Annotated in this window: 23 protein-coding genes; 12 read left to right on the forward strand and 11 right to left on the reverse strand. The window is 56.2% G+C overall.

Translation table 11 applies throughout. The features are described from left to right. The first annotated feature begins 28 nt into the window (after positions 1-28). The 7 genes from pepD to AC0T7J_RS20180 all read left to right on the forward strand — a co-directional run bounded on the left by pepD (position 29) and on the right by AC0T7J_RS20180 (position 8,104). Positions 29-1,486 carry a beta-Ala-His dipeptidase gene (gene pepD, locus AC0T7J_RS20150; RefSeq protein WP_473796388.1) on the forward strand — a complete coding sequence of 486 codons (1,458 nt, stop codon included), beginning with the start codon at positions 29-31 and terminating at the stop codon, positions 1,484-1,486. Between the two features lie 900 nt (positions 1,487-2,386). Continuing rightward, positions 2,387-3,235, forward strand: a complete 849-nt coding sequence (locus AC0T7J_RS20155; protein ID WP_473796391.1) for a YPO3983 family protein — start codon at positions 2,387-2,389, stop codon at positions 3,233-3,235. Beyond that, complete coding sequence (locus tag AC0T7J_RS20160) at positions 3,225-3,680, forward strand: DUF943 family protein (RefSeq protein WP_473796394.1); 456 nt, start codon at positions 3,225-3,227, stop codon at positions 3,678-3,680. Before AC0T7J_RS20155 ends, AC0T7J_RS20160 begins: the two co-directional genes overlap by 11 nt. Before the next feature lie 175 nt (positions 3,681-3,855). Beyond that, complete coding sequence (locus tag AC0T7J_RS20165) at positions 3,856-4,077, forward strand: DUF943 family protein (RefSeq protein WP_473796537.1); 222 nt, start codon at positions 3,856-3,858, stop codon at positions 4,075-4,077. A 430-nt stretch (positions 4,078-4,507) separates the two neighbouring features. Beyond that, complete coding sequence (locus AC0T7J_RS20170; protein ID WP_473796397.1) at positions 4,508-6,013, forward strand: sugar ABC transporter ATP-binding protein; 1,506 nt, start codon at positions 4,508-4,510, stop codon at positions 6,011-6,013. Then, positions 6,010-7,011: an ABC transporter permease gene (locus AC0T7J_RS20175; protein ID WP_473796400.1), complete on the forward strand. Its 1,002-nt coding sequence runs from the start codon at positions 6,010-6,012 to the stop codon at positions 7,009-7,011. The genes AC0T7J_RS20170 and AC0T7J_RS20175 overlap by 4 nt, the downstream gene beginning before the upstream one ends. Before the next feature lie 25 nt (positions 7,012-7,036). Beyond that, entirely contained in the window at positions 7,037-8,104 is a 1,068-nt protein-coding gene (locus AC0T7J_RS20180) for a sugar ABC transporter substrate-binding protein (RefSeq protein WP_010255186.1), read from the forward strand. 36 nt (positions 8,105-8,140) lie between these two features. Here AC0T7J_RS20180 and dinB read toward each other — a convergent pair whose 3' ends face one another. Then, complete coding sequence (dinB, locus tag AC0T7J_RS20185) at positions 8,141-9,196, reverse strand: DNA polymerase IV (protein ID WP_031590388.1); 1,056 nt, start codon at positions 9,194-9,196, stop codon at positions 8,141-8,143. Between the two features lie 244 nt (positions 9,197-9,440). Between dinB and dpaA the strand changes: the two genes are divergently transcribed. After that, positions 9,441-10,184, forward strand: a complete 744-nt coding sequence (dpaA, locus tag AC0T7J_RS20190; protein ID WP_010255183.1) for a peptidoglycan meso-diaminopimelic acid protein amidase — start codon at positions 9,441-9,443, stop codon at positions 10,182-10,184. On the opposite strand, the gene AC0T7J_RS20195 is transcribed toward dpaA, so the two are convergent. After that, positions 10,155-10,922 (reverse strand): class II glutamine amidotransferase, encoded by a 768-nt coding sequence (locus AC0T7J_RS20195; protein WP_010255181.1) that lies wholly within the window; start codon positions 10,920-10,922, stop codon positions 10,155-10,157. The genes dpaA and AC0T7J_RS20195 overlap by 30 nt on opposite strands. Positions 10,923-10,973: 51 nt before the next feature. Continuing rightward, a complete protein-coding gene (gene lpcA / locus AC0T7J_RS20200) occupies positions 10,974-11,552 on the reverse strand; it encodes a D-sedoheptulose 7-phosphate isomerase (protein ID WP_473796405.1) in 579 nt (192 codons plus the stop codon). 253 nt (positions 11,553-11,805) lie between these two features. Here lpcA and fadE point away from each other — a divergent pair, with 253 nt between their 5' ends. After that, a complete protein-coding gene (gene fadE, locus AC0T7J_RS20205; RefSeq protein WP_473796408.1) occupies positions 11,806-14,256 on the forward strand; it encodes an acyl-CoA dehydrogenase FadE in 2,451 nt (816 codons plus the stop codon). A 314-nt stretch (positions 14,257-14,570) separates the two neighbouring features. Here the strand turns inward: fadE and mtnK are convergent, their stop codons facing one another. Beyond that, the gene (gene mtnK / locus AC0T7J_RS20210) at positions 14,571-15,770 is read right to left on the reverse strand and encodes an S-methyl-5-thioribose kinase (RefSeq protein ID WP_473796410.1); all 1,200 of its coding nucleotides are present in this window, start codon (positions 15,768-15,770) and stop codon (positions 14,571-14,573) included. A 122-nt stretch (positions 15,771-15,892) separates the two neighbouring features. Here mtnK and mtnA point away from each other — a divergent pair, with 122 nt between their 5' ends. After that, positions 15,893-16,915, forward strand: a complete 1,023-nt coding sequence (gene mtnA / locus AC0T7J_RS20215) for an S-methyl-5-thioribose-1-phosphate isomerase (RefSeq protein ID WP_473796413.1) — start codon at positions 15,893-15,895, stop codon at positions 16,913-16,915. A gap of 56 nt (positions 16,916-16,971) precedes the next feature. Here the strand turns inward: mtnA and AC0T7J_RS20220 are convergent, their stop codons facing one another. From AC0T7J_RS20220 to AC0T7J_RS20230, 3 genes are read right to left on the reverse strand one after another with little or no spacing between them, the layout of a single operon-like run. Next, complete coding sequence (locus tag AC0T7J_RS20220) at positions 16,972-17,514, reverse strand: 1,2-dihydroxy-3-keto-5-methylthiopentene dioxygenase (protein ID WP_473796416.1); 543 nt, start codon at positions 17,512-17,514, stop codon at positions 16,972-16,974. Between the two features lies 1 nt (position 17,515). Continuing rightward, entirely contained in the window at positions 17,516-18,199 is a 684-nt protein-coding gene (gene mtnC, locus AC0T7J_RS20225; protein ID WP_473796419.1) for an acireductone synthase, read from the reverse strand. After that, positions 18,196-18,810, reverse strand: a complete 615-nt coding sequence (locus AC0T7J_RS20230) for a methylthioribulose 1-phosphate dehydratase (RefSeq protein ID WP_010255165.1) — start codon at positions 18,808-18,810, stop codon at positions 18,196-18,198. Before AC0T7J_RS20230 ends, mtnC begins: the two co-directional genes overlap by 4 nt. A gap of 276 nt (positions 18,811-19,086) precedes the next feature. On the opposite strand from AC0T7J_RS20230, the gene AC0T7J_RS20235 reads away from it, so the two are divergent. Then, positions 19,087-20,247 (forward strand): pyridoxal phosphate-dependent aminotransferase, encoded by a 1,161-nt coding sequence (locus AC0T7J_RS20235; protein ID WP_473796422.1) that lies wholly within the window; start codon positions 19,087-19,089, stop codon positions 20,245-20,247. After that, the gene (locus AC0T7J_RS20240) at positions 20,235-21,002 is read left to right on the forward strand and encodes an amidohydrolase (RefSeq protein WP_208443784.1); all 768 of its coding nucleotides are present in this window, start codon (positions 20,235-20,237) and stop codon (positions 21,000-21,002) included. The genes AC0T7J_RS20235 and AC0T7J_RS20240 overlap by 13 nt, the downstream gene beginning before the upstream one ends. Positions 21,003-21,025: 23 nt before the next feature. On the opposite strand, the gene uraH is transcribed toward AC0T7J_RS20240, so the two are convergent. From uraH to AC0T7J_RS20260, 4 genes are read right to left on the reverse strand one after another with little or no spacing between them, the layout of a single operon-like run. After that, positions 21,026-21,361 (reverse strand): hydroxyisourate hydrolase, encoded by a 336-nt coding sequence (uraH, locus tag AC0T7J_RS20245; RefSeq protein WP_010671151.1) that lies wholly within the window; start codon positions 21,359-21,361, stop codon positions 21,026-21,028. Continuing rightward, positions 21,358-21,852 (reverse strand): 2-oxo-4-hydroxy-4-carboxy-5-ureidoimidazoline decarboxylase, encoded by a 495-nt coding sequence (gene uraD / locus AC0T7J_RS20250; protein WP_473796426.1) that lies wholly within the window; start codon positions 21,850-21,852, stop codon positions 21,358-21,360. Before uraD ends, uraH begins: the two co-directional genes overlap by 4 nt. A gap of 2 nt (positions 21,853-21,854) precedes the next feature. Beyond that, positions 21,855-23,108 carry an allantoate amidohydrolase gene (gene hpxK / locus AC0T7J_RS20255; RefSeq protein WP_473796429.1) on the reverse strand — a complete coding sequence of 418 codons (1,254 nt, stop codon included), beginning with the start codon at positions 23,106-23,108 and terminating at the stop codon, positions 21,855-21,857. Further along, entirely contained in the window at positions 23,105-24,340 is a 1,236-nt protein-coding gene (locus AC0T7J_RS20260) for a pyridoxal-phosphate-dependent aminotransferase family protein (protein WP_010671148.1), read from the reverse strand. Before AC0T7J_RS20260 ends, hpxK begins: the two co-directional genes overlap by 4 nt. Positions 24,341-24,347: the final 7 nt, after the last annotated feature.

Genomic DNA, 24,347 nt, shown 5'->3' on the forward strand with positions numbered 1-24,347 from the left:
GCCGGTACACTGACACAGGAGACCTGTCGTGTCTGAATTGTCTCAACTCTCTCCACAGCCGCTGTGGGATATTTTCGCTAAGATCTGCTCGATTCCCCATCCCTCTTTTCATGAAGAAGCGCTGGCGAGCTACATCGTCGGCTGGGCCAAAGAGCAAGGCTTCTGGTGTGAGCGCGATCAGGTCGGCAACATCCTGATTCGTAAGCCCGCCACCGCAGGCATGGAAAACCGTACCCCGGTCGCGCTGCAGGCGCATCTGGATATGGTGCCGCAGAAAAACAACGACACCGTCCATGACTTTACTAAAGATCCGATTCAGCCCTGGGTTGACGGTGAATGGGTGAAAGCGCGCGGCACCACGCTGGGCGCGGACAACGGCATCGGTATGGCTTCTGCGCTGGCAGTTCTGGCTGACAGCAGCCTGACGCATGGCCCGCTGGAAGTGCTGCTGACCATGACCGAAGAGACCGGTATGGATGGCGCATTCGGTCTGCAACCCAACTGGCTGCAGGCAGAAATCCTGATCAACACCGACTCAGAAGAAGAAGGTGAAATCTACATGGGCTGCGCGGGCGGTATCGACTTTGTCACCACCCTGCCGCTGAGCCGTGAAGCGGTGCCTGCTGACTTCAAGACCCTGAAGCTGACGTTGAAAGGATTGCGTGGCGGTCACTCCGGTGCCGATATTCATATGGGCCTCGGCAACGCCAACAAACTGCTGGCGCGCTTCCTGGCGGCACACGCTGCTGAACTGGATCTGCGTCTGCTGGCCTTCAGCGGCGGTACGCTGCGCAACGCGATCCCGCGTGAAGCTTTCGCTACCGTCGCGGTCGAAAGCCACAAAGCGGATGCGCTGAAATCAGCGGCGGCGCACTTCCTGAGCGCCATCAAAAATGAGCATGGCATCAAAGAGCCGAATATTGCACTGGTCACTGAGCCGCTGGCGCATCAGGGTGATGCCCTGAATGCTGACAGCCGCGATCGCTTCCTGAACCTGCTTAACAGCATGCCAAACGGCGTGATCCGCAACTCCGACGTGGCGAAAGGCGTGGTAGAAACCTCACTGAATATCGGTGTGGTGACCATGGAAGCCGATCACGCAGAGATCAACTGCCTGATCCGTTCGCTGATCGACACCGGCCGCGATTATGTGGTGCAGATGCTGACCTCACTGGGCCAGCTGGCAGGCGCACAGACCAAAGCGAAAGGCGGCTACCCAGGCTGGCAGCCTGATGCGGACTCCGCCATTATGGCGCTGACCCGTCAGACCTATATCGCGCTGTTTGATAAGACCCCGAACATTCAGGTGATCCACGCCGGTCTGGAGTGTGGTCTGTTCAAAAAGCCGTATCCGGAGATGGACATGGTGTCGATTGGGCCGACCATCACCGGGCCGCACTCGCCGGATGAGCAGGTTCACATCGAAAGCGTTGGCCTTTACTGGAAACTGCTGACCACCCTGTTGAATGTGGTGCCAGAAAAGTAATTCTGTCACAAAAAAAGTAAACCAGGCTCCGGCCTGATGCCGGTCATCTAAGTGACCGGCACTTTTCCTGACCGGTGATGTTGACCTGTTCAGCCCGCCCCGCCACTGTCCTCTTCTGCCACAGCCTTTTTAGTCATTTCGTAAGTTACCCCGCCCGAAATCTTTAAATCATTAAGGCCGTATGACTTACGGCATTTACTCTCCTGACGACTTCCCTGTAATATTCTCTGTGAAAATTCAAACGGACAATAATACAAGAAAGGTATAATAATGACCGGAAGGAAGTTTCTGTGAAAAATAGCGGGAACCCGGCTGCCGATGGACGACGACATAACCAGGGATATACGCACGGCGATATCATCACTTTGGTTTAAACCATTTATGAATAACAAAAAAACCACGATAAAAACTATCGGAAGGTACTATAAAAAACAGAAAGAAACCTTATACTCTGCTACCCGCTGCTGGTTGCATTCTGCCTGGTTACTTTCTATGGTTATCCCTTCATCCTGCTGAATTTACCAGCGCTCATGAGGATGGGAATTTTAAAGAAGGTAAAATAAGAAAGCTTAAAAGTGATTAAATCTGCGCTTCTGCTGCAGCGACAGTAATAAAATCTCGCATTTTTCCAGCCCAACAAAAGTATAAATTATAACAAAAATAAAAAGTTGAATAACATTTAAATTAACTCATTTTAATTCATAAATCTTTAACATCTTTGATGCTTTCTGTATTATCCTGTGCATCCAGTTTACAGACACACTCTTTGAGAACAGATCATTACGGGCAACCCGACAAATAATTACGATAATGTGATATGCGGCGCATCCCACCCTATTACCAGAATGGTATATTTTTCGTGAAAAGCTGAACGGACCATAATACAAGGAGTGTATCATAATGGGCGCATTACAGTTTCCCTCCACTATATTTACCACCCGTAAGGCGATGAACGACTACAGTGCTGATGATATGCGCTGCGGCGATCTGACTGAAGCAGAGTTAAAATCCCAATACCGGCTGGATTACATTTCTGATCGGGTTGATCCCTGGACCCTGACTCTGCGTTCCTCACTGGATCGTCCTCAATCCATGTTCTGCTGTAATCGGCGTGGCCAGGGTCGAACGATTTCCCGCCAGCAGTGTGCTGAAATGCTATTTGATGAATTTCGATCGTTGTCCCGTAAATTTTCCCTGAGCGGGCCATATAGTCACCTGATCGAAAAGATGATCACGCATATGCAGAATAATAGCGGTAAGACCTTCCGTGATATGGCGTTGGATAGGGCTTTGAGAGAACACATTCTCAGGGACAACTCTGAAGAAAATAGTACACGCCTGATACTACAAAAAACAGTAAAAACTAATATCGACTGGGTAAAAAAACATTTCCCCAAAAACAATAAAGATGAGTTGTACAATGCACTAACATTTGGAAAAATCCCGAAATTTGACAGATTACAGGATAATTATAACGGCATGGGGATTTCCGTTCATGATATTTGGGCAGCGCATATAACCATAAAATCACTGCATATTGATAATAACAACTATCGGGCAACGGTACATTACAAAATACAGGATCACTTTGGTCTCGACAGTGCTGATATATTAAAGAAAAATTTTAGCCAGTTTCATTTTTTTCGCATCTGGTTTGTTCTTCAGAGATACAATCAATTTGGTTTTAAGCCCTTCATGACCGATATGGAAGCAACCGTAGAAATCCGCGGAGAGTCCAATGAAAAATAGTCTAAAAAAAACCCTTCTGGCACTGTTTCTTTTCATTTTTATGTTACTTGCCTACTTACTCTGGCTTTCGCTCCGTCCTGTAAAGATTGTTGCCGTTCATAACACCGCAAACTGGAGTTCTGTTTTAGTAAAAAACTTTCCGATTACAGATCGTGGGAAAATTGACTGGTGGTTAAAAAACAAAGACGCCCTGAAACGACAATATGACATTCCTAAACCGGCATCTTACGGTAATTATACGGTAAGTATCTGGTTGTTCGGAGAAGGCTACAAAGAAGATGATCAATATGACCGACTCTGTTTTACTGACATGAAACCACCCATGAATTGCATCGAAAAAGACAGGATTTTTATAATCAGTTACAGCAAAAACAGTGGCATTACATATACTGTTGATGATGGAGAATACCGCATGGAAGATGACGGTAAAATAATAAAGCAATAAAGGTAAGTCAATGTCCTGACAGGATATCGGACAGCCGTTACATCGGCCAGTAGCCAGCGATCACTTTGACTTTGAAATAGTTATGAACAATACAGCAAAGAGTCTTAAGATCACCGGAGGCTATAATTGAAGGCATGATTAAAAAGGCGATCCTGGTGCTTGCTGTTGCAGGGGTATTGATGGCAGGCTATTTTTTTGGTTAACCTCACGTCCGGTTGAGATCATTGCTATTCATAAAGGTCATCGTGGCTTCAGCGCTGTTTTAGTAAAAAGCTTTCCTTTAACCGATCACGGAAAGATCAACTGGTGGCTGACAGAAAGCAACAATATTAAGGAAAAATACCACATCCCCCTTTCCCGGCTTCTGGCAGTAAAAAATAGCCGAAAAGCGATATAAGCATTCCTGCTTCAACCTCACATTATGTTGAGGCGACTGTTTTTAGCCAATACACTTCCAGCGCCGGCGTGTTAAAGGCTTATGCAGCCGCCCGATATCCGTGATTTCCCTTTCGTCATCTCTCAAATCCCCGTTGCCATCGCAGGCTCCGGGATAGACGCTTAGCTGGCACCAGACTCTTAAGTCACCCATACCCGGCTCTGACCTGGTTTTATAGCCTTAACTTTTTCACCAGCATAATTCGCTGCCTTTTCCGCCCTTTACCCCGCTATTCCGCCACGTTCCCGCGCTTCGCTGGTTGTAGCCGCCATTATGTCCAGATGTCTGGATGGCTAATAAGATTTCGTGCTAGCTTATGCGCTTTCGGCTGTTGCCGCGCCTGAAGGTTCAGGAAAAAATGCGGCCAGTGATTCTTCAGGAGAGTAATGACATGCCAGGGTTAAACTGCCTTGAGATGCGTAACATCTCCATCGCTTTTGGCGGGTTTGCCGCGCTATCGTCGGTGGATTTCCGCAGTGACGGCCATTCAGTACATGCACTGACCGGCGCTAACGGCGCGGGCAAGTCAACGCTGATGGCAATCCTTTCCGGTGCGCACAGCCACTACAGCGGCGAGATCCTGCTGGATGGTGAGCCGGTCTCCATCCGTACGCCGCGTGATGCGAAACGGCTGGGTATCCATCTGGTTCAGCAGGAAGTGGACGTGGCGCTGGTGCCGCAGCTCAGCGTCGCGGAAAACATTCTGCTGGATCGGCTGGCAGAGCCTGGCCACCGCTATCGCTGGGGCGAGGTTCGGCGTCAGGCGCGAGCGCTGCTGGCTCAGCTCGACGTGGCGCTGGACGTCAACCGGCTGGTGGAGCGCTGCACCCTGGCTGAAAAGCAGCAAATTCTGCTGGCGCGGGCGCTGTCGCACCACTGCCGCTTCCTGATTCTGGATGAACCCACTGCCCCGCTTGATCAGCATGAAAGTCAGCGGCTGTTTGCTGTGGTGCGTCGCCTGCAGGCCAGCGGCATCGGCGTGGTGTTTATCTCTCACCGTATTCATGAACTGAAAGCCATCTGCGACCAGCTGACGGTACTGCGTGATGGCCGCCTGATTGAAACCGGCCCAATGGCGGCACTGAGCGGCGAGCAGATCGTGGAGAAGATGCTGGGGCATCAGCTCACCGATATCTTCCCGGCCCGTCGCGCGCAGCAGACTCAGCCGCTGCTGCTGGCGATTGACGGTCTTCATGATGAGCAACTGCTGCAGGATATCTCGCTACGATTGCATAAAGGGGAAATTCTGGGCATTGCAGGCCTGGCCGGCGCCGGTAAAACCGAACTCTGTAAAGCGCTGTTTGGTGCCAGCAAAAGCCGCGTCAGTGGCGGTGAACTGCATGGCCAGCCGTGGCAGCCCCGTTCGCCGCATGACTCCGTCAGTCGCCGCATGGCGCTGGTGCCGGAGGAGCGGCGCAAAGAGGGGATCTTTATTGATGAGTCGGTGGCAATGAACCTCAGCGTCAGCGCAGACGATAGCTTTTCGCGCTGGAGTCTGTTTGGTCATCGCCAGGCGTGGCGCTGGGCGGAGCAGGTTATCCAGCAGTTGCAGGTGCGCACCACCGGTCCGGCACAGACGCTGCGCCGTCTCTCCGGCGGCAATCAGCAGAAAGTAGCGATAGGCAAATGGCTGCGCAACAACGCCGACGTGCTGATTTTCGATGAGCCGACGAAAGGTGTCGATATCAAAGCCAAAACCGAACTCTTCACCCTGATCGATAATCTGGCGCGCGAGGGGAAAGGCATTATTTACGCGTCAGGAGAGTTTTCTGAACTGGTCGGTTTATGCGACCGGATTTGCGTGCTCTGGGATGGACGCATTGTGGCCGAGCTGGCTGCACGCGACGTCACCGAAGAGACGCTTTTGCTCTATTCCACCGGAGGAACCCCTGCGTGAGCAGCAAAGAAACCAGCCTGAAACTGACAGCCTCGCCGTGGCGTCACCAGTTGTTCGACTTTCTCTATAAATGGGGCATGTTGCTCACGGTGGTGATCCTGATCGCCGCCTTTGGTCTCGCCTCCGACAGCTTCCTTGAACCCAACAACATCATCAATATTCTGCGCTCCATTGCCATTGTCACGGTGATTGCGATCGGCGTCTCGATCTCGCTGACCGTTGGCGGCTTTGATCTGTCGGTCGGATCGACCGCCTCGCTGGCCAATGCGCTGGTGATTTCGCTGTTTGTCTGGTACGGCTTCGGCACTACCACCGCGATCCTGCTCACCCTGGCCCTCTGCACCCTGGTCGGGCTGTTTAACGCCTTTCTGATTGTGATCCTGCGCATCCCCGACATGCTGGCAACGCTGGCGACACTGTTTGTGATTCAGGGTGTGGCGATGACCTACAGCTTTGGTGGATCGATCACCGAGAATATGGTGCTGCCGAGCGGTGATATGGCGGAAGGCACTATTCCGGCGGCGTTTGGCCTGCTCGGCCAGGTGCCGACCATCGTGATTATCATGCTGGTCGTCACCGTCGCCGCGCAGCTGGCGTTGTCGCTGACCAAACATGGTCGCCGGATGTATGCGCTGGGCGGCAATCCGGAAGCGGCCCGCCTCTCCGGCATCCGCACTACCCGCTACCGGGTGCTGGCTTATGTAATTGCCTCACTGCTGGCCGGCCTGGGTGGCATTCTGCTCGCCTCGCGTATCGGCTCATCTCAGGTCAACGCCGGAAGCGGCTACCTGATGGACGCCGTCGCGGCGGCGTGGATTGGCTTCTCACTGGCGGGTTCCGGCAAGCCGAACGCGCTGGGCACGCTGGTCGGCGCGGTGATCCTCGGCGTGCTGCAGAACGGTCTGGTGATGCTCTCTGTTCCCTATTACGCCATGGACATTATTAAAGGGCTGGTGCTGGCTTTAGCACTGGCGATCACCTATATCCAGCGCCGCTGAGGCGCTTTTACCGGAGTTGATAACAATGCAAAAAATAACACTCTCGCTGCTGGCCCTGAGCCTGCTGAACGCCAGCGCCGCCTTCGCGGATACCGTCACGCCGGTGCCTGCGGCTATCGCCAGTCATGACGGGCCGATCCGTATTGCGGTGATCCGCAATCTCGGCTCCGATGACAACACCACCCAGTTTGTTGCCGGTGCCATTCAGCAGGGTCGTCAGCTGGGCTTTAAGGTCAGCACCTTCCTCAGCAACGGCGACGATGCGCGCTTCCAGGATTTCGTGAATCAGGCGATCAGCCAGAAATATGACGGCATCGTGCTGTCGCACGGTAAAGCGCCCTACGCCAGCGGACTGGTGAAGCGCATTGCCGATGCAGGCATTAAGCTGTCGGTGTTTGATACGCCGGTGGATAGCCCGATTCCGGGCGTCACCGTCACCGCGCAGGATGACGCTTCACTGGCGCAGTTGTCGCTGGGCCAGCTCATCCATGATTTCAATGGCAAAGCGAACATCGTCAAGCTATGGGTTGCCGGTTTCCCGCCGATGGAACGCCGTCAGGTAGTGTATGAAAAACTGCTGAAAGAGAATCCGGGCATTCATCAGCTTGAGTCGATTGGTGCGGTTTCAACTGACGTTCAGGGCGACACCGCCAATAAAATTGGCGCGATTCTGGCGAAATACCCTAAAGGCAAAATCGACGCCATCTGGGGTGCCTGGGATGCCTTCAGCCAGGGCGCTTACAAAGCGCTGCAGGAAAATGGCCGTACCGAGATCAAGCTCTACAGTATTGATGTCTCGAACCAGGATTTGCAGCTGATGCGCGAGAAAAACAGCCCGTGGGTACAGACGGTGGCGGTCGATCCTAAAACCATTGGCGCGGTGAATATGCGTCTGGTGGCGAAGAAAATTGCCGGTGAAGAGACGCCCGCGACTTACCAGTTTAAAGCGGCATCAATCTCTCAGCAGCAGCTTAACAGCCAGCCTGGCGCCGTGAACGTCGCGTCGCTGAACAAGATTATTCCGGGCTGGGGCAGCAATGAGGATTTTGTCGCTCCGTGGTTTGCGACTCTGGCGGCGAAATATAAGAAGTAATCGAATGTCAGCCTTGCCGGTCGGTGAGGCTGACGGTTACAGACCCAGCAGTAGCTGACGCTCCAGCTGGGGATCAACCATAGTCACATGTAATCCTACCAGCCGCACGCCGCGCCCGGCACGACGTTCATCCCAGGTTTTACGGGCGATGGCAATCATGTCCTCTTTGTTCAGCACTGGCCAGATATGCTCCTGGGTCGTCTGCTGAAAATCACTGAACTTCAGTTTGACGCCCTGACGCGCCACCTGCTTGTCAGGTCGGATCTGCGTCAGCCGGCGATCCAGTTCGGCGTAGAGAAAATCGATAATTTCCAGGCAGGCATCCCAGTCGCTGATATCTTCCGCCAGCGTCCGTTCAACCCCCAGCGATTTACGCTCGCGCTCAACGATCACGCTGCGGTCATCAATGCCATTGCTGCGCTCCCACAGCACCCGGCCAAACTTGCCAAAGCGCTTTAACAGCAGCGCTAAGTCTGCCTTCTGCACGTCGCCACAGGTTACCAGCCCCATCTCTTCCAGTTTTTTGGCCGAGACTTTGCCAACGCCAGGGATCTTCGCCAGCGGCAGGGTTAGCAGAAAACCGGACATCTCCGGCGGGGTAATCACGAACTGCCCGTCCGGCTTATTCAGGTCAGAGGCGATCTTCGCCAGAAATTTAATCGGGGCGATGCCCGCGGAGGCGGTAAGCCCGGTTTCACGGTAGATGGTGGCGCGGATCGCCTGCGCCATCAGCGTGGCAGAGCCGTGACAGTGCGGGCTGTCGGTAACATCCAGATAAGCTTCATCGAGGGAGAGCGGTTCAATCAGCGGTGTATAGCGGGTAAAGATGTCGCGGATCTGCGCGGAGGCTTCTTTATAGGCGTCGAAGCGTCCTGGCAGCAGACGCAGATGCGGACATAACTTGAGGGCCATGCCGGTGGGCATCGCACTGCGCACGCCAAATTTGCGCGCCGGATAGTTGGCGGTGCTGATCACGCCGCGACGCTCGCGGCTGCCACCAATGGCGATCGGGATGTCGCGCAGCTGGGGATTATCACGCATCTCCACCGCGGCATAGAAGCAGTCCATATCGACATGAATGATTTTACGCATACCCCCTCCGGCACTGGATAAGTATACAGTTGGCAGGGGTAACTGCAATATTTGTCGCGTTGACGATTAAAGTTTACAAATTTCTGGCCGAATATCTTTCAGTAAATCGCGAATTTGGCTGACGCCGTCTTGCTAAAAAAACAGACAATGTTTAATGTTGCGCTGCGGTAGCGGACAGTTCCGATAATGCAAACAGAGACGCACATTTTGCGTCATGTTCTCTTCACCTCAAGGTACACACAGCATGGGCAAAATCGCACTCCTGTTTGCGATGATTTTACTGCCAGCCCTCAGCATGGCAATGACACCCGAACCCGTCTCAACGGCACCGGTCAGCAAAGAATTAAAGAAGCAGTTACTCGGCACCCCGGTCTATATCCAGATCTTCAAGGAAGAACGCACGCTCGAACTCTACGGCAAAATCGGTAACGAATACCGCCTGCTGGACACCTACCGCATCTGTAACTTTTCTGGCGGCCTCGGCCCGAAACGCCGTGAAGGCGATTTCAAAAGCCCGGAAGGTTTTTACAACGTGAAGCTGAATCAGCTGAAGCCGGATAGCCGGTTTTATCGCGCGATCAACATCGGCTTTCCGAATCAGTACGATCGTAATCAGGGCTACAGCGGCAATTACCTGATGATTCATGGCGACTGTAAGTCGATTGGCTGCTATGCCATGACTAACGCCTATATGGATGAGATTTTTACCTATGTGAATGCCGCGCTGCGTAACGGCCAGCAGGATATCAGCATCAGCATCTATCCATTCCGCATGACCGACAGCAATATGCAGCGTCACCGCTACTCCACCTATGCCAGTTTCTGGCAGCAGCTGCAGCCGGGATACGCTTACTTTGCTAAATATCACCAGCCGCCGATGGTCAATGTCGCCAGCGGTAAATATGTGATGAACAGCAGCCCGGCACCGGTTTTAGCCAGTCCCGAAGCCGCTTCACGTTCATTCCTGGCGCTCTCCAAGGCAGAATAACGCCCATTCACCTGGCACGATCCGCTGCCAGGTTTCATTGGCCGTCAGTGGCTGCGTCGCAATCACCGTCACCACGTCATGCGGCGTGGTGTGCTGCTGAAAATCAACCTCCACATCCTGATCCAGTAACTGCGCCCGCCCAAACGGTGCGCGGCGGGTGATCCAGTAAAGATTGGTGGAGCAAAAGGCCATCAGATAACGACCATCTGACAGCAGCATGTTAAACACGCCCTTCTGCCGCAATGTGCCGGCAAGCTCCCCGATAAACCGGAATACCGCAGGCCAGTTGCCTGGCGTGCGCGGATAGCGCGTTGCCAGCTGATGCAGGATCCAGCAGAACGCCTTCTCGCTGTCCGTTTCGCCCACCGGCCGGAATGTGCCGGTCTCCAGTTGCCGATAGCCCCTGAGCTGCCCGTTGTGCGCATAGGTCCAGTTGCGGCCCCACAGCTCGCGGGTAAACGGGTGGGTATTTTCCAGCGATACCTGACCGCGATTCGCCTGGCGGATGTGCGCCACCACCGAATGCGATTTGATCGGATACTCCTGCACCAGACGCGCAATCGGCGAGTTAAAGCTCGGCAGCGGGTCTTTAAACGTACGACAGCCTTTATCTTCGTAGAAGGTAATGCCCCAGCCATCTTTGTGAGGCCCGGTTCCTCCGCCACGCTGAACCAGACCGGTAAAGCTGAAACAGATATCCGTGGGAACATTGGCGCTCATCCCGAGCAATTCGCACATAGCCACCGCCTTAGAGTAAGCGACCTCCCGTCAGGCGGGAGGCCAGCACAGTTACTTCACCATCTCTTTTTCGATCAGCAGCATCAGAATGTGGATCACTTTAATGTGGATCTCCTGGATGCGATCGGCATAACCAAAGTGTGGCACCCGGATTTCAATGTCGGCACTGCCTGCCATCTTACCGCCATCTTTACCGGTGAGGGTGATGACTTTCATCCCCTGCGCACGGGCAGCGTCAATCGCTTTAATGATATTGGCAGAGTTACCGGAAGTTGAGAGGCCCAGCAGCACATCGCCCGGACGCCCTACCGCTTCCACATAGCGTGAAAAGACATAGTCATAACCAAAATCATTACTGACGCAGGAGAGATGGCTGACATCAGAGATGGCAATCGCCGGATAGCCAGGACGATTTTCGCGGTAGCGACCGGTCAGCTCTTCAGCGAAATGCATCGCATCGCAATGTGAACCGCCGTTACCGCAGGAAAGCACCTTGCCGCCCGCCTTAAAGCTGTCAGCCAGCAGCACCGCAGCACGCTGGATCGCATGGATATTGGCCTCGTCGCTGAGGAATTTATTCAGCGTATCAGCAGCTTCATTAAGCTCAGAGCGGATAATGTCCTGGTACATAGGGATGTCCTTTTTTAGAAGAGGTTAATCGCAGCAAGTTTAACGGAATGGCCGGTCAGCGCAAAGCGTCATGCCACGGCTGGCCAGGCAGTGGCGGCGATTATCGCTGCAGCAGGTGATGCAGAAATGGACAGAAATCGGTTTTTGTGAGGCAGGTTGTAATTGCGATGTAAACAAATTGATAAATCAACCCAACTGCTCTAAACCTCTCTACATAACAGGTCAGACCTCTTACTACTTGGAGCGGTTCATTATGATGGTTGTCTCGATACTTGCCACGGTGGCGCTGATTGGCGCCCTGTTCTATCACCGCCTGTCGTTGCGGCTCAGCAGTGCGATTCTGCTGCTGTGGACTGCCGCGATGGCTGTTGCTCACCTCTGGACGCCATGGTTACTATTGCCGCTGGCGATCATCCTGCTGCCGTTCAACCTGCCGTCACTGCGCCGCAGCCTGTTTTCAAAGCCGATTTTTCAGCGCTTCCAGCAGGTGATGCCGCCGATGTCGCGCACCGAGAAAGAAGCGATCGATGCGGGCACCACCTGGTGGGAAGGCGATCTGTTTCAGGGCAAACCAGACTGGCAGAAGCTGCACAACTATCCGCAGCCGCGCCTGACCGCCGATGAGCAGGCTTTTCTCAATGGTCCGGTTGAAGAAGCGTGCCGCATGGCCAACGATTTCCAGATCACCCATGAGCTGGCGGATATGCCTCCGGAAATGTGGGCCTATCTGAAAGAGCATCGTTTCTTCGCGATGATTATTAAAAAAGAGTATGGCGGACTCGATTTCTCCGCCTATGCGCAGGCCTGCGTGCTGCAAAAACTGTCGGGTGTCTCCGGGATTCTGGCGATTACCGTGGGCGTGCCTAACTCATTAGGTCCGGGCGAACTGCTGCAACACTACGGTACTGAAGAGCAGAAAAATCACTATTTACCCCGGCTGGCACGCGGCGATGAGATCCCCTGCTTTGCGCTGACCAGCCCGGAAGCGGGCTCAGATGCCGGAGCCATCCCCGATACCGGCGTGGTCTGCATGGGCGAATGGCAGGGTCAGCAGGTGCTGGGCATGCGGCTGACCTGGAACAAGCGCTACATCACGCTGGCACCGATCGCCACCGTGCTGGGCCTGGCATTTAAACTCTCCGACCCGGATCATCTGCTCAGCGATAACGAGAATCCTGGCATTACCTGTGCGCTGATCCCGACCAACACGCCCGGCGTGGAGATTGGTCATCGCCACTTCCCGCTTAACGTGCCGTTCCAGAACGGGCCGACACGCGGCAATAATATCTTTGTGCCGATTGACTATATTATCGGCGGCCCACAAATGGCCGGTCAGGGCTGGCGGATGCTGGTGGAGTGTCTGTCTGTAGGTCGCGGCATTACGCTGCCATCGAACTCAACCGGCAGCCTGAAAAGTGTGGCGCTGGCGACAGGCGCCTATGCCCATATCCGTCGTCAGTTCCGCGTCTCAATCGGTAAGATGGAAGGAATTGAAGAGCCGCTGGCGCGCATTGCCGGTAACGCATATGTGATGGATGCGGCGGCCACACTGATTACGGCCGGTATTATGCAGGGTGAAAAACCGGCCGTGCTGTCGGCGATTGTGAAATATCACTGCACCCATCGCGGTCAGCGCGCCATTATCGACGCCATGGATATTGCCGGCGGCAAAGGCATTATGCTGGGTAACAGCAACTTCCTGGCCCGCGCCTATCAGGGTGCGCCCATCGCTATCACAGTAGAGGGCGCTAATATTCTGACCCGCAGCATGATTATCTTCGGACAGGGTGCGATTCGCTGCCATCCTTATGTACTGCAGGAAATGGCGGCGGCAGCCAGCAACGATGTTAACGCATTTGATCAGGCGCTGTTCAGCCATATTGGTTATGTCGGCAGCAGCACCCTGCGCAGCCTGTGGCTGGGCTTAACGGCCGGACGTACCAGCGCCACTCCGACCCGCGATGGCACCCGCCGTTACTATCAGCATCTGAACCGCATCAGTGCCAACCTGGCGTTGCTCTCTGATGTGTCGATGGCGGTGCTGGGGGGCAGCCTGAAACGTCGTGAGCGTATCTCGGCGCGTCTGGGCGATGTGCTGAGCCAGCTCTATCTTGCCTCGGCGACGCTGAAACGCTACGACGATGAAGGCCGCAACGAAGCCGATCTGCCGCTGGTTCACTGGGGCGTGCAGGATGCGTTACATCAGGCGGAAGTCGCGATGGACGATCTGCTGCGTAACTTCCCGAACCGTCTGGTCGCGGGCGCATTGCGGATGACTATTTTTGCAGGCGGTCATCACTGCCCTGCTCCGTCTGATCGTCTGGACCATCAGCTGGCAAAACTGCTGCAACAGCCGTCAGCTACCCGCAGTCGTCTGGGCCGTGGCATGTACCTGACGCCCAGCGAGCACAACCCTGCCGGTCAGCTGGAACAGGCGTTGCAGGATGTGATGGCGGCAGAAGTGATCCATGACAGACTGTGCAAACAGACGAAGCAGCACCTCTCCTTTACCCGGCTGGATGCGCTGGCGAAGCGCGCGCTGGAACAGGGCTGGATTGATGCTAAAGAGGCTGAAGTGTTGCAGCGTGCAGAGACCAGTCGTCTGCGTTCGATTAACGTCGATGAGTTTGAGGCGGATGCGCTGGCAGTGCCGGTGCCAGAGAAAGCCCCTCAGCCTGCGTCACGGGCGAGTGAGGCGGCATAAGGTTCAGGGCCGATGTGATGTCGGCACAGAGTACTGAACTTAAAGCGATGGGGGTCAGCACTGTTTTCAGAGGTCACGCCTCGTCGGCCAAAAGAGCTGACAATGACAAATCCAGGTGAATCTGACCACAATCGATTAGCTTAAGGCGCAGGGAACAGGGTCAGAAGAGGAAAGCATCCCGCGTCAGGACGACGCGGGCCGAGCGAGCCAGGGATGGCTTTAGCGACTTTCCGAGCTGACCCTGTTTCCGGCGCGGGCACGCCCTCACAGCTGGCCTTTGCTTTACCTGAAAGCCGACATCATGTCGGCCTTTTTTATCCTGCCTGACGGATGCGGGCAATCAGCGCATCCGCGTCTTCTACGTGACCGGCCGCCAGAATCAGCGTGCGTCCCAGATTAATTGCATTACGGATGCAGTCGGTACGCATTGCCGGATCGGCAATCAGCTTCATATCCGCCACGTGTGACATCCCCACCGTGCGGCGAATCAGTTCGGTGCCGCAGTAACCAATGGTATCGGCCCAAACTTTACGCAGAAACGCCTCGGCATAGCCTGGATAAGCCAGTGCCTCATCGCGGGTTTTCTCTGCCGCCAGTGCCAGAAAGCCCGCGGCAAAGGTGGTCCAGAGCGTATGCACATCGCTGAGGCGCTGCTCGCGTGCATCGGCGGCCTCACGCGGTGGCAGCAGACCCGGCAGGCCGCAGTAGTTAATCAGCAGGTTGCCGATGGCGGTGCCGACATCAAAACCGATAGGGCCAAAATAGCCAAACTCCGCATCAATCGCTTTCAGGCTGCCATCAGCAACGAAAATCGATCCGCTGTGAATATCACCATGCAGCAGCGCTTCGGCATGGGCAAAGAAACGATGCTTGAGACCGCCCACCGCAATGCGCAGTGCATCGTCATTACGCAGGCTGGCGACCAGCGGTTCAAGCGCTTCGGGATAGCTATTGCGCTCATGGTCGGTATAGGGATCGTTAAAGAAAAGATCTTCGGTGATTTCACACATTTCCGGATTAATGAAACGCGCCACTTCCGCTTTTTTCTGGTGCGGATGCAGGATGAAATCGGAGGTATGAAACAGGGTTTGTGCCAGATAGTCGCCTAACTGCTGAGCCGCTTCCGGGTAATAAGCCCCCTTCACCAGCTCGCCGCGCCAGATGCGATGGCTGGAGAGATCTTCCATTACCATCACCGCCAGCTCCGCATCGTAATGGGTGATCTTCACCGTGTGCTGCGGACAATATTTGTAATGTTCGACCAGGGTCTGCGCTTCCAGCCGCGCCCGATCCAGCGTCAGCGGCCAGGACTCACCCACACAGCGCACATAGGGCAGCGCCTGCTTGACCACTACCCGACTGTTACCCTGATCGTCATAAATTTTAAATACCAGGTTGAGGTTGCCATCACCAATCTCTTCTGCGCTGCTCAGCGCGGCAGGATTGTCCACGCCGCCAAATTGTCGGGCATATTCCACAGCATCAGCAGCAGTAAAGGTACGGTATTGCGACATTGCCTGTTCCTCATCAATCGAAGGGGGATAACCTGGGTGTAATAAGCCGTTCAGACGTCTATACATCCGTTCAGCATGTTGGCACAATAGGTGTCATTAACGCAACATGGATTTCACCCACAATGCAGACACTTCAAACCACCAGCTTACAGGTTCGTGACAGTCAGCTCTGGATTCTGGATCAGCAGGCACTGCCGCAGCAAAAGAACTGGCTGCCCGCGCACAGCGTGCCCCAGCTGATTGAACATATTCATGCGCTGCGGGTTCGCGGTGCGCCGCTGATCGGCCTTTCCGCCTCGCTGCTGCTGGCGTTGCTGGCAGAACAGGGGCAGACGCGCGCTGAACTGGCGCAGGCGCTGGAGACCCTGCGCGCTGCGCGCCCTACCGCTGTCAATCTGATGAACAATCTGGACCGGATGAAACTGGCGCTGGCGCAGCCGGACTTTGCCCCCGTGCTGGCAGAGGAAGCCTGGCGGCTGGTGCAGGAAGATAAGCAGCTGTGTGACGCCATCGCTGACGCGGGTTGTATGCGGGTGAAACCCGGCAGCCAGCTGCTGACCCACTGTAATACCGGCGGACTGGCCACCGCCGGTGTGGGCACCGCCCTTGGCGTGATTGCCCGTGCCCATCAGCAGGGGCTGATTAAGAATGTCTGGGTTGATGAAACCCGTCCGCTGTTACAGGGCGGCCGGTTAACCGCCTGGGAGCTGGGCGAGCTGGCGATTCCTTACACCCTGATTACCGATTCCATGGCCGCCAGTCTGATGGCCCGTGGAGAGGTCGACGCCGTGTGGGTCGGCGCTGACCGCATTGCCGCCAACGGCGATGTGGCCAATAAAATCGGCACCTACAGCCTGGCGGTGCTGGCCCATTATCATCAGATTCCGTTTTACGTGGCCGCCCCGCATACCACGCTGGATCGCAGCTGTCCGGACGGCGCAGCGATTCCTATTGAGCAGCGCGCCGCCAGTGAAGTAACAGGCGTTGCCGGCAGTTTTGGCAGCGTGCAGTGGGCGCCGGAAGCGGCGAAGGTCTATAACCCGGCGTTTGATGTCACGCCCGCCCCCCTGATCAGCGGCTGGGTACTGGACACCGGCGTCGTCACGCCTGACCAGGTGCAGGATGGCATTTTCCAGCCAAAATAGCGGCCTGCAAGGCGTTTGCCGCTCATAGCAAACGCCTCACCCCATCGGCTGACGTATTACGCCAGACGCGGATAAGCATCCGCAATCTTATCGCCGGTAAAGTTCGCTACCCAGCCTTCCTGATTATCGAAAATGCGGATCGCCGTGAAGTGCGGTGACGATCCCATATCAAACCAGTGTGGTGTTCCCGCAGGTACCGAGATCAGATCGTTTTTTTCGCAGAGGATCTGCAGGATCTCGCCATCCAGGTGCAGACAGAAAAGTCCGGCACCCTCAACAAAGAAACGCACCTCATCTTCACCGTGCGTATGTTCCGAGAGGAACTTCTCGCGCAGCACGGTTTTCTGCGGATTATCGGCGCGCATGCTGATCACGTCCCAGCTCTGATAGCCTTTTTCCGCCACCAGCCGATCGATCGCATGCTGATAGGCCTTGATTACCGTTTCGGGATCCGGATTTTCACCCAGATCGCGATCGGCTTCCCAGCGCTCAAAACGGACACCTTTGGCGCTCAGGCGTTCACGAATTTCTTCCTCGTCGGTGCTGTGCCACACCGGCTGGCTGGCTTCGCGGTCGGTAAAAATAGTCAGTGCGCTCATCCTAAATCGACTCCGGGTTAATCTGGGAAAAATCTGTCACCTGACGATGGCGGCTCTCGCCGTCCGCATCGCCACGCAGTAATTGCAGCGTCTGCCAGCCCGCCTCAGCGGCGGCATCCAGCTCCTGATGAATATCGGAGAGAAACAGCAGCTGCTCCGCTGGCTGACCAATTTCAGCGGCGATAGCGCGATAGGCTGCGACTTCGCGTTTGGCACCCACGTGCGTATCAAAATAGCCGCTGAAGAGGTCAGTAATATCACCTTCGTCGCTGTAGCCAAATAACAATTTCTGCGCCGCAACCGAGCCGGAGGAATATACATACAGTTCAATGCCCTGCGCTTTCCAGCGGTTCAGTGCGGGCAGGACGTCGGGATAGAGATGACCGGTAAAACTGCCGTTAACATAGCCATCGCGCCAGATCATGCCCTGCAGCGCTTTCAGGCCGGTTGATTTACGATCCTGATCCATAAAACCCAGCAGAATGTCCGTTACCGCGGCCAGATCAGCCTGTGGCTGACCAGCTTCCTCACGCACCGACTGCAGGGCTGCGGCGACGTCAGGCTGATGCGCATTTTCACGCAGGAAGCTCGCCAGATGCTGGCGGGCGTAGGGAAACAGGATGTTATGTACAAAACGGATATCGCTGGTGGTGCCTTCGATATCCGTAACAATGGCGCGAATCATGCTCTCTCCAGCAGGCGACGTTGACGTTCACATTCAAATAAAAATTCCAGACCTTCCAGATGACGGCGTGCTTCGCTGACATCCCGGCCCCAGCAGGTTAAGCCGTGACCGCGCAGCAGAAAGCCGTAACGCAGCGGAAAGCGGGCGGCGTAATCTTCAATTTCTGACGCCAGCGCCGCAATGTCCTGGCTGTTGTCGAACACAGGAATGGCCAGCGTATCCAGATGGGTGTGCTGACCACTTAACGATTTTTGCATCTCATAGCCGTGCAGCAGCAGCGCCGCCCCCTGCTCCACCCGCGACAGCACCGTCGCATTCACGGTGTGGGTATGCAGTACCGCGCCCGCTTCTGGAAAGAGGCGATAGATCATCGTGTGCAGCCCGGTTTCTGCCGACGGCTTACGGCCAGAAAGCGACTGGCTGGTGGCAATATCGACCTCGATAAAGTCATCCCGCGTCAGCGTGCCTTTATCTTTGCCCGATTCACTCAGCAGGCAGACATGTTCATCGCGGCGCACCGACATATTCCCGCCGGTGGCCGGAGCCCAGCCTTTCGCGCCAATCCAGTGACAGGCGGCGACCAGCTGATCTAATGGAAGACTCTGCGACATAAAAGTTCCTTACGGTGAAATAGGATTCCGGGTGGCTCAGATAACGGTAATGGCTATAAAATTACAACAGGTTGAAAGTCTTAAACAGTCAGCAAGTGCGCGCATTCCCGGGAGCTGACACTTGTCAGTGACCGGGGTCAGCAAACGAAGCTGAGGTGTGGAGCATGACGCATTTAGCCATCTAAGCGTCTTGATTGCCAAATACTACCATCCTGTTTATAGTGGCACAAACACCGGGTGACACCGCATCAATCTTCGCGCTTAAGGCCTGACATCATGACGCAGCACAACCTGATCCCCGAGAGTAAACTCCCTTTGCTCGGCACCACCATTTTCAGCCAGATGAGTGCGCTGGCGCAGCAGCATAACGCCATCAATCTCTCTCAGGGCTTTCCCGATTTTAGCGGCCCGGACTATCTGCAGCAGCGGCTGGCGTATCACGTCAGCCAGGGCGCGAACCAGTACGCGCCGATGACCGGTGCGCTGCCGTTACGTGAGGCGATAGCAGAGAAAACCGCGCGGCTTTATGACTATCGTCCTGATGTCGAATCGGAGATTACGGTGACGGCGGGCGCAACCGAAGCGCTTTATGCGGCGATTACCGCGCTGGTGCGGCCGGGCGATGAAGTGATCTGCTTTGATCCCAGCTACGACAGCTATGCGCCAGCGGTAGAGTTGTCGGGCGGCGTGATGAAACGCGTTACGCTGCAGCCGCCCGCTTTCCGGGTGGACTGGCAGGCGTTTGCTGAGCTGCTGAGTGATAAAACCCGGCTGGTAATCCTGAATACGCCGCACAATCCTTCCGCCACCGTCTGGCAGCAGCAGGATTTCGCCGCGCTGTGGCAGGCGATTGCTGCGCGGCCGGTCTATGTGCTGAGCGACGAAGTCTATGAGCACATTTGCTTCGATGAGGCGGGCCACGCCAGCGTGCTGGCACATCCCGAACTGCGCCAGCGTGCTATCGCGGTGTCATCGTTTGGTAAGACCTTCCATATGACCGGCTGGAAAGTGGGCTACTGCATTGCCCCTGCCGCGATCAGCGCGGAACTGCGCAAGGTGCATCAGTATCTGACCTTCTCCGTGAATACGCCGGCGCAGCTGGCGATTGCCGATATGCTGCGTGAGCATCCGGAGCACTATCTTGAGCTGCCGGCGTTTTATCGCGACCGCCGCGATCGGCTCGCAACGGCGCTAAGCAGCAGCCGCTTTAAGGTGCTTCCCTGCGAAGGTACCTACTTTTTGCTGGTCGATTACAGCGCCCTCTCCGATCTGGATGATGTCAGTTTCTGCCAGTGGCTGACCCGCGAAGTGGGCGTTGCCGCGATTCCTCTGTCGGTGTTCTGCGCCGATCCCTTTCCTCATAAACTGATCCGCCTCTGTTTTGCCAAACAGCCGGCGACATTAGATGCCGCCGCGGAGCGCTTATGTCAGCTTTAAAAATCACGTTACTGCAGGAGACGCTGAGCTGGATGGATGGCGAGGCCAACCTGCGCCATTTTGATGAGCAACTGGATGGACTCACCGGGCGCGATCTGATTTTACTGCCAGAGATGTTTACCACCGGCTTTGCAATGGAAGCAGCGAAAAGCTCGCTGCCACAGGCACAGGTGGTGGAGTGGCTGCATCAGCATGCCCGTCGCAACGATGCCCTGGTCGGCGGCAGTGCGGCGATTCAGACCGAACACGGCGCGGTAAACCGCTTCCTGCTGGTGGAGCCGGACGGCACGCTGCATCAGTATGACAAGCGCCACCTGTTCCGCATGGCGGACGAGCATCACCACTATCTGCCTGGCGAACAGCGTCAGGTGTTTGAGTGGCGCAGCTGGCGCATCCTGCCGCAAATCTGTTACGACCTGCGTTTCCCGGTCTTCTCGCGCAACCGCAACGATTACGATCTGGCGCTCTATGTCGCCAACTGGCCTGCACCGCGTGCCCTGCACTGGCAGGCACTGCTGCTGGCGCGGGCAATTGAAAATCAGGCTTATGTGGCAGGCTGTAACCGCGTCGGCAGTGACGGTAATCAGCATGAATACAGCGGCGACAGCCAGATTATTTCACCGCAGGGTGAGATCCTCAGCGCGGCTGAGCCGCACCAGCGCGCCAGGCTGGACGCAGAGCTGTCGCTGGACGCCCTGAATGCTTATCGCGAGCGCTTCCCGGCCTGGCAGGATGCGGATCGCTTTTCGCTGTGAATGACGGGCGGGCAGTCAGCCCATTAACTGCCGCGATAGGTTGACCACGACCAGGGCGAAATCAGAAACGGCAGATGAAAATGGCTGCCCGCTTCGGCAATCATAAAATCGATCTGCGCGCTGACGTAGAGTGCATCCCGACCAGCGGCGGCAAAATAGTCGCCGATTTCTGCCGTTAAACGGTAGTGGCCCGGCGTCAGCGGCTCGGGCGTCAGATCTTTCAGACGCCCGTCGCTGTCGGTTTCACCCTGTGAAATCGGAAACCACCCTTCCGGGCTGTTCTGCTCAAGTGAAATCGCTACACCGCTGGCCGGTTTGCCCAGCGCCGTGTCCAGAATATGGGTGGTAACAGTACTCATTGAATCGTCTCCTTCAGGCGTAACAGGGTAATTTCACGCAGCTGATCCAGCGCCTCCTGCTGCTCGGTCAGATCGTTATTCTGCAACCGACGCTGCAACTCTGCCAGCATCTCCTCGCCACTGCGCCCTTTAGCGCGAATCAGAAACACCCGGCCAAAACGCGTTTCATAAGCCTGATTCCCCTGCTGCATCGCCTGCTGCAAAGCGCTATCGGCCTGCTGCATCGCAGACTGTTCTCCGCGTGAAAGTGCCGCTTCTTTATCCGCGCCGTTCGCGCGTTCGCCAATGCGCGGATGCGCCGACAGTGCTGCCTCCAGCTCAGGCTGCTGCCACTGGCGGGCCAGTGCATCGGCGGTTGCCCGTAGCGCATCCAGGGTGTCAAAAGGCCGGGCCGCTACCAGCGACTGCTGCCAGTGCGGGATGGCGACACAATGCCGGATGGCCGCCTGCGCCTCGTCAGCAGGCAGCTGATTAAATGCGGCTAATTCCATATTCAGCTCCGTTCAGCAATCAGCGAGACCGCCTGTAAATATGCCTGCAGTGCGGGCGCCACATCAGCTACCGCCACGGACTCCGCCGGATGGTGGCTGATACCGCGATGGTTACGCACAAATAACATGCCGACCGGCCAGCGTTCAGCGATAGCGATGGCGTCGTGCCCCGCGCCACTCGGCAGTGACAGGCTGCGACCCTGCACCGTTTCCACCGCATGACTCAGCGCCTGTTGCAGCGCGGAGTCACAGGCGGTGGCACCGATGCGATAATATTCGTTCGACTCGAATCGAAGACCGCGCCGCAGCGCAATCGCCTCCGCCTGGGTTAACAGGCTGGAGAGCAGTGTCTCCAGCGGATTGTCCAGCGGACCGCGCACGTCAAGCGACAGCGATACCTCGCCAGGGATTACATTGACCGCCCCCGGCGCGCAGTTAATCGTACCAACGGTGGCGACCAGTTGCGGGTCCTGCTCACGGGTGGTCTGCTCGATAAACACCATCCACTCGGCAGCGGCAGCCAGCGCATCTTTGCGGTGGGTCATCGGCACCGTGCCCGCGTGGCCCGCTTCTCCGGTGAAACGGCAGTTGAGGCGGCGTGCACCGTTGATCGCCGTGACTACGCCCAGCGCCAGATCCTCCTGCTCCAGGCAGGGGCCCTGCTCGATGTGCAGCTCAAGATAACCAACGATATCCTCAACCCGCCGCGCCGCAGATGCGATCTTGTCGCTGTCGAGTCCGACATCGGCCATCGCCTGCGCCACGGTGATGCCGTTGCCATCGGGATGCGTCACCCAGCTTTGCGGCCAGCTGCCGGTAATGCCACGACTGCCGAGCAGCGTAATGCCAAAACGGGTGCCCTCTTCGTCGCCAAAACCAATCACCTCAATTGCCAGCGGCAGGCGGCGCTGATGTTCGTTAAGCCACTGTACGGTTTCAATGGCGCTGAGCACGCCCAGCATGCCGTCGTAGCGACCGGCGTTGCGCACCGTGTCGAGATGCGAGCCAAGCAGTAACGCGGGTGCTCCCGCTTCTGCCGCCTCGTAGCGCCCACAGATATTGCCGACCTCATCCTGCCACACCTGCATCCCCGCCGCCTGCATCCACTCACCGACACAGGCGTTGGCGCGCAGATGTTCGGGTGAGAGGTAAACGCGGGTCAGCCCCTCGGCCGTTTCGCTGATCGCTGCCAGCGTATCGCAGCGCGCCATAACGCGCTGTGCTGCGGCCTGGGCTTCGCTGGCGCTCATCATCATGCGTGGCTCCCGTAGTGATCCCAGGCGGCCTGCGCGGCGGCACCCTGCGGCGTGCGATAGCCGACATAGGTCAGTACCGTTTCCAGCGCGGAGAGCGTCTGCATCACGCAATCTTTGCGCGCGTTATAACCCATGGTGCCGATGCGCCACACCTTGCCATGCAGCGGGCCAAACGAGGTGCCAATCTCAATGCCGAAATCTTCCAGCATCAGTTTGCGCACCTGATCGCCGTTTACGCCGGACGGGATCATCACGCCCAGCACATTGTTCATTTTGTGTTTGAGGTCGCCGAAGGTCTCCAGCCCCATCCCCTGAATGCCTTTCAGCAATGCTTCACCATGCAGTTTGTGACGGGCGATGCCGTTGTCCAGCCCCTCCTGCAGGATCAGACGGGCGCACTCGCGCGCGCCAAACAGCGCGCTGGTCGCTTCGGTATGGTGGTTGAGCCGCTCCGGCCCCCAGTAATCCATGATCATGCCGAGATCAAAATAGTTAGAGTAGATCATCTCCTCTTCGCCATCCTGATGCGCCTCGGTACGGATCCCCTGCTCTACGCATTTGCGTTTGCGGATCACCGCTTCCATCTCTGCACTCAGCGTGATCGGCGAGGTGCCCGATGGACCGCCCAGGCATTTCTGCATCCCCGCAGATACGGCATCGAGCCCCCAGGCATCCGTTTCCAGCGCGTTACCCGCCAGCGACGCAGTGGCATCGGTGTAGAACAGCACGCCATACTGTTTGCAGATCGCACCCAGCTGCTCAAGCGGCTGCAGCATGGTGGTTGAGGTATCGCCCTGCACGGTCAGCAGCAGGCGCGGCCGCACTTTTTTGATTGCATCTTCAATCTGGTCGGGGGTAAAGACTTCGCCCCACGGCACTTCAATGGTGTGCACTTCCGCACGACAGCGGCGGGCAATTTCGCACAGCAGATGCCCGAAACGGCCAAACACCGGCACCAGCACTTTGTCGCCAGGCCGGATCGATGACAGCAGAATCGATTCGATACCGGCGCGGGAGGTGCCGTCAATCAGCAGCGTCCAGCGGTTCTCTGTGCGGAATACACCGCGATAGAGCGCCATCACTTCGTTCATGTAATGGGTCATCGCGGGATCGTACTGACCCAGCAGCTGACTCGACATGGCGCGTAGCACGCGTGGATCGGCGTTGATCGGTCCCGGTCCCATCAGCAGACGCTGTGGCGGATTGAGTTGCGGGTAGTGATTGATATCCATCGTAATT

It is taken from the genome of Pantoea sp. E956-1, assembly GCF_982223955.1.